This window comes from Filibacter tadaridae (genome assembly GCF_900609045.1).
Taxonomy (GTDB): domain Bacteria; phylum Bacillota; class Bacilli; order Bacillales_A; family Planococcaceae; genus Sporosarcina; species Sporosarcina tadaridae.
This window is the reverse complement of record NZ_UXAV01000050.1, coordinates 1-488: the sequence shown is the minus strand read 5'-3', so window position 1 is coordinate 488 and position 488 is coordinate 1. Positions and strand designations below refer to the sequence as shown.

At 35.5% G+C, this 488-nt stretch carries 1 protein-coding gene; it reads right to left on the bottom strand.

The features are described 5' to 3' along the window. Positions 1-265: 265 nt before the first annotated feature. Positions 266-488, bottom strand: a 223-nt coding sequence (locus FILTAD_RS16005) for a hypothetical protein (protein WP_203229730.1), incomplete at its 5' end; no start/stop codon positions are given.

Sequence of the window (488 nt, the reverse complement as noted above, 5' to 3'; positions counted from 1 at the left end):
GCTTATACGGGATACGTTAAACGGTTAGGATTGATTATTTGGTTCCTATTCACTGATACAATCGAAATAATGGTCCAAGAGCGTTACAAGGAAACTAGTACAGTCAAGGAATTCAATAGCTAGACATACATAACCACTCCAGATATGCGTGAAAAAATATAGGGCTTAGTAGGATAATTGAATTCTAGGATACATTTTCTATTAAATATAATCAAAACTACCAATTACACTAAAAATACGCATTGTCTTTTAGGATAATAATAGATTATGATACAGTTAGAAAGAGTAGGAATAGCGCGTGTTTAGTATCATTTACTTGAACTAACATGAAAGTTGGAACAATCATGACAGTTGAAACAAACATGAAAGCTTGAGTGACTGGCACCGTGTCCAAGGGGGAAAAGTGAATGAAATCAGTCTTTCGAATTATGGTCATAACAGTGTTGCTCACTGTCTCATCATTTATGCCAGCAACCGCCGCAGTAATA